The organism is Streptomyces sp. MBT65, assembly GCF_016612545.1.
Classification (GTDB): Bacteria; Actinomycetota; Actinomycetes; order Streptomycetales; family Streptomycetaceae; genus Streptomyces.
Window position 1 is genome coordinate 1 of record NZ_JAENRY010000454.1, and the last position, 4,692, is coordinate 4,692.

Below are 4,692 nucleotides of genomic sequence, written 5' to 3' on the forward strand. Positions count from 1 at the left end.
CCCCACCCGCGTCCCGTCCGCCCCCGGTGCCCACGCCGACAGGGTGACGACATCGCCGTCCTCCAGGAACGTCCGCTTGCCGTCCGGGAGTTCGAGGGTGTCGCGGCCGTTCCAGGTCAGCTCCAGGAGGGAACCGCGCTCGTGTTCGCTCGGCCCGCTGACCGTGCCCGAGCCGTACAGGTCGCCGGTGCGCAGGGAGGCGCCGTTGGCCGTCATCTGGGCGAGTTGCTGGGCGGCCGTCCAGTACATGGTGGAGAAGGGCGGCTCGGAGACGACATGGCCGTTGATCGTGACCGAGATGCGGAGGTCGTAGCCGCCGGGCTCCTCCGTCGAGTCGTCCAGGTAGGGGAGGAGTTCGTGCGTGCGCTCCGGCGGTGCCACCCGTGCCTCCTCCAGCGCGTCCAGCGGGGTGATCCACGCCGACACCGACGTCGCGAAGGACTTGCCGAGGAACGGGCCGAGGGGGACGTACTCCCAGGCCTGGATGTCGCGTGCCGACCAGTCGTTGAGGAGGCAGAGGCCGAAGACGTGGTCGCGGAAGTCGGCGAGGGCGACCGGCCTGCCCATCTGAGACGGCGTGCCGACCACGAAACCGACCTCCGCCTCGATGTCCAGGCGGATCGAGGGACCGAAGACGGGCGCCGGGTCGGACGGGGACTTGCGCTGGCCGGACGGTCGCACGACCTCCGTGTCCGAGACCACGATCGTGCCGGAGCGGCCGTGGTAACCGATCGGCAGGTGCTTCCAGTTGGGGGTCAGGGAGTCGGGCGCGTCGGGCCGGAAGATGCGGCCGACGTTCCGGGCGTGGTTCTCCGAGGCGTAGAAGTCGACGTAGTCCGCGACCTCGAAGGGCAGGTGCAGGGTCACCGCGGTGAGCGGGTGGAGGTACGGGGTGATCGTCTCCTGGTGGGAGGGCACCGTCACCCACGCCGTCAGCGCGCGCCGGACGTCCGACCAGGCCGTGCGGCCCGCGGTGAGCAGTGGGCCCAGGGTCGGGTGCGCGAGGAGGGAGACGTACGGCGAGCCGAGCGCCTCCGCCGCCGCGCCCGCGTCGAGCACATGGTCGCCGAGCCGGACGCCGACGGTCCGCCGCTCCGAGCCGGCGGGCGAGAAGACGCCGTAGGGCAGGTTGTGCGGGCCGAAAGGGTCGCTCTCGGGAAGATCGAAGGGGGGCATGGGTGCTGCCTCACTCTCGTACGTACGCGCATGTGGCCGCGCCACACGTTACGGGTGAGTTGCGGCAACCGGCAGTGTCTAAAGAGTTCGCAATGTCCGAATAGGCCTTGTCGGAGGGGGCAATTCCGGCTTAGCGTCCTTTGGGGGACACGGACGGGGTGGGTCCGGTCCGTAGGGGGGACACGTGGGGGGACCCGTGGCCGATCGCACCAGCAGTGTGCCTTTCGAGGCGGACCGCGAAGTGCCTGGCCTGATCGTGAAGTTCGGCGACTATCCACTGCATCACGGCGGCGTGGGCGCGATCCGCAGTCTCGGGCGCCTCGGCGTGCCGATGTATGCGATAACGGAGGACCGTTACACACCGGCGGCCGCGTCCCGTTATCTGGAGCGCGCGTTCGTCTGGCCGACGACCGGCACGGAGGAACCCGGACGACTGGTCGAGGGTCTGCTGCGGATCGGGCGCCGGATCGGCCGTCCCACCGTCCTCATCCCCACCGACGAGGAGGCCGCCGTCCTGATCGCCGAGCACCAGGGCGCGTTAGGCGAACGTTTCCTCTTTCCGCGGGTGGAGCGGGAGTTGCCCCGCCGTCTCGCCAGCAAGCAGGGGCTGCACGAACTCTGCGTGGAACACGGCATCCCCAGCCCCACGGCCGCCTTCCCGCAGTCGTACGACGACATCGTCGACTTCGCGGAGAAGGCCCGCTTCCCGATCGTGGCCAAGAACCGGGAGGCGTTCGTACGACGGTCCCGGCCGGCCGTCCGCGGTACGACGAGGATCGCGACCCGCGAGGGGCTGCTCGCGCTCGCCCGGGACTGGGGCGAGCACCCCGGAGTGATCCTCCAGGAGTATCTGCCGAGGGAGGACGCCGAGGACTGGATCGTGCACGCCTACTTCGACCAGGACTCGACCCCGCTCGCCATGTTCACCGGCGTGAAGGTGCGCTCCTGGCCGCCACACGCGGGCATGACCGCACATGCGTACGTCGTCGACAATCCGGAACTATCGGACCTCGCCGCCCGTTTCATCAAACAGATCGGCTTCACCGGAATCATCGACCTCGACCTGCGCTTCGACCGGCGCGACGGTCGGTACAAACTGCTCGACTTCAACCCCCGTATGGGCGCCCAGTTCCGGCTCTTCGAGAACGAGTCGGGGGTGGACGTCGTCCGCGCCATGCACCTAGACCTGACCGGCCGCTCCGTCCCGGAGGGGGAACAGCGGGCCGGTCACCGGTACATCGTGGAGAACATCGACCTGCCCGCCCTCCTCGCCTACCGCCGCAGCGGCTATACGACGCCGCACGCGCCGGCGAAGGCGAGCGGGACCGAGCTGGCCTGGCTCGCGGGTGACGACCTGCGGCCGTTCTTCACGATGCTCGCCCGCTTCGTACGGCCGGGCGCCAGGCATCTGTATCAGCTGTGGCGCACCAACCACCGTGGCAGCGGCGCGAGTTAGCAGCCGACAGCGGCCGGCGACCCCTGGCAGCAGCACCAGCAGTCAGGGACCTCTGGCAGCAGCGGCATCAGCCAGTGACCTCTGGCAGCAGCATCAGCACCAGCACGAAGTGACGAATTGACGTCCTGGGGAGGGACTTCGTGATTCAACCGGTAGCAATCATCGGCGCCGGCCCGTTCGGCCTGTCCACCGCCGCGCATCTGCGGGCACGCGGCATTCCGGTCCGTGTCTTCGGCGAGCCCATGGTCAGTTGGCGGGACCACATGCCCGCCGGGATGCTCCTCAAGTCGACCCCCGCCGCCTCCAACTTCGACGCCCCGCAGCCCGGCCACAACCTCGTCGACTACTGCGACGCGGCCGGCATCCCCCGCCTGGTCACCGACGAGGACATCATCCCCATCGAGACCTTCATCGGCTACGGCGAGTGGTTCCAGCAGAAGCTGGTGCCCGAACTGGAGCGGGTCCGGGTCGTCTCGGTGGACCGGAACAAGGGCGGCGGCTTCGAACTCAAGCTGGACTCGGGGGAGTTGTTCACCGCCCGGGCGGTCGTGGTGGCGACCGGGCTCTACGGCCTGGCCCACCTCCCGCCGGAGCTGGCGGCAGCGGCGGCCGACGGCCCCGCGCCCACCGCTCCCGTCTCGCACAGCTCCCAGCACCACGACCTCAGCGGGTTCAAGGGCAAGGAACTGATCGTCGTCGGCGCCGGGCAGTCCGCGCTGGAGACGGCGGTCCTCGCGGCGGAGGCGGGCGCGCAGGTCCGGATCGTCTCGCGCGGGCGCGGCCGGGTCGCCTTCGGCGCACCGCCGTGGGACCAGCCGAGGCTGCGCCCCGAGTCGCCCTTCGGACGCGCCTGGTCGCTGTGGGCGCTGAGTTACTACCCCCAGCCCTACCGCCACCTCCCCGAGCGGACCCGCCACTACCTGGTCCGCCGGGTGCTCGGTCCGCTCGGCGCGTGGTGGCTGAAGGACCGGTTCCAGGGCGCGGTGCAGGTCAGCGAGGTGGACCGGATCGTACGGACGGACGCGACGAGCGGCAGCCCGGTGCTGACGGTCGGCACACACGGGGGCGGTACCGAGCACCTCGCCGCCGACCACGTCATTTCGGCGACGGGCTATCGGGTCGACATCGCGGCGATGGACTTCCTGGGGCACGAGCTGCGCACTCAGCTGGCGGTGAGCCGGGGCACACCGAAGCTCGGTGCCGGGTATGTGTCGTCCGTGCCGGGGGTGTACTTCACGGGGCTGCCGGCCGCGTCGTCGTACGGGCCGGTGATGCGGTTCGTGTGCGGCACGGAGTTCGCGTCACCGCGACTGGCGAAGCATCTGGCGTCGGCGCACGGGTAGTTGACGAGCCGTCACATCTGCGTGGTCGACGAGCGGGCGACCCGGAAGCCCACGTCGTCCACGCGGAACGTCGGGTGGCTCCGGCGCCGTACGGAGGCGCGGCAGCTCCAGTGCTCGTCGAACCAGCCGCCGCCGCGCAGGACCCGGTAGGTGCCGTAGACCTCGGGGTCGTAGAGGTCCCAGCACCACTCCCACACGTTGCCGAGCATGTCGTGCAGGCCCCAGGGGTTGGGCAGTCGGCCGCCCGGTTCGTGGGGCCGCTCCTCGGAGTTGCCACGGTGCCAGGCGATGTCGTCGAGCGGTCCGTAGCGCGGGCCGCTCGTGCCGGCGCGGCACGCGTACTCCCACTCGGCCTCGGTGGGGAGGCGGTAGCCGTCGGAGGAGGGGTCCCGTACGACTGTCTCCCCGCCGGCGTCGAAGGCGTACGCGGGCGTCAACTCCTCCTTCAGCGACAGGGAGTTGCAGAACAGCACCGCGTCCCGCCAGGACACGGTCTCCACCGGGAGGCGGGCGCTGCCGTGCGCGGTGCTGGGGTGTTCGCCGGTGACCTGGGCGTACTGCTCCTGGGTGACGGGGAGGGTGCCGAGGTGGAAGGGGGCGAGGTCGACCGTCCAACTCCGTTCCGTGCGGCGGTCGGAGAGGGTGACCTGGCCGGGTGGGACGGGGGTCAGGTCGATGGGGGCGGCTGTGCCCATGTGTTACGTCAACTCCGTGAGC

4 protein-coding genes are annotated in these 4,692 nt (G+C 70.4%); 2 read left to right on the top strand and 2 right to left on the bottom strand.

The annotated features are described in order from the left end of the window. A partial coding sequence (fahA, locus tag JHN63_RS47875) for a fumarylacetoacetase (RefSeq protein WP_200691417.1) occupies positions 1–1,176 on the bottom strand: 1,176 nt, incomplete at its 3' end. A gap of 196 nt (positions 1,177–1,372) precedes the next feature. On the opposite strand from fahA, the gene JHN63_RS47880 reads away from it, so the two are divergent. After that, the gene (locus tag JHN63_RS47880; RefSeq protein ID WP_307782163.1) at positions 1,373–2,632 is read left to right on the top strand and encodes an ATP-grasp domain-containing protein; all 1,260 of its coding nucleotides are present in this window, start codon (positions 1,373–1,375) and stop codon (positions 2,630–2,632) included. Between the two features lie 140 nt (positions 2,633–2,772). After that, positions 2,773–3,975 (top strand): NAD(P)-binding domain-containing protein, encoded by a 1,203-nt coding sequence (locus JHN63_RS47885; RefSeq protein WP_200691418.1) that lies wholly within the window; start codon positions 2,773–2,775, stop codon positions 3,973–3,975. A gap of 11 nt (positions 3,976–3,986) precedes the next feature. Here JHN63_RS47885 and JHN63_RS47890 read toward each other — a convergent pair whose 3' ends face one another. Then, positions 3,987–4,670 (bottom strand): SUMF1/EgtB/PvdO family nonheme iron enzyme, encoded by a 684-nt coding sequence (locus JHN63_RS47890; protein ID WP_200691419.1) that lies wholly within the window; start codon positions 4,668–4,670, stop codon positions 3,987–3,989. Positions 4,671–4,692: the final 22 nt, after the last annotated feature.

Bases quoted from the DNA above. Each gene is read 5' to 3' on its own strand.
- JHN63_RS47890 (WP_200691419.1), bottom strand. From the start codon at position 4,670: ATGGGCACAGCCGCCCCCATCGACCTGACCCCCGTCCCACCCGGCCAG.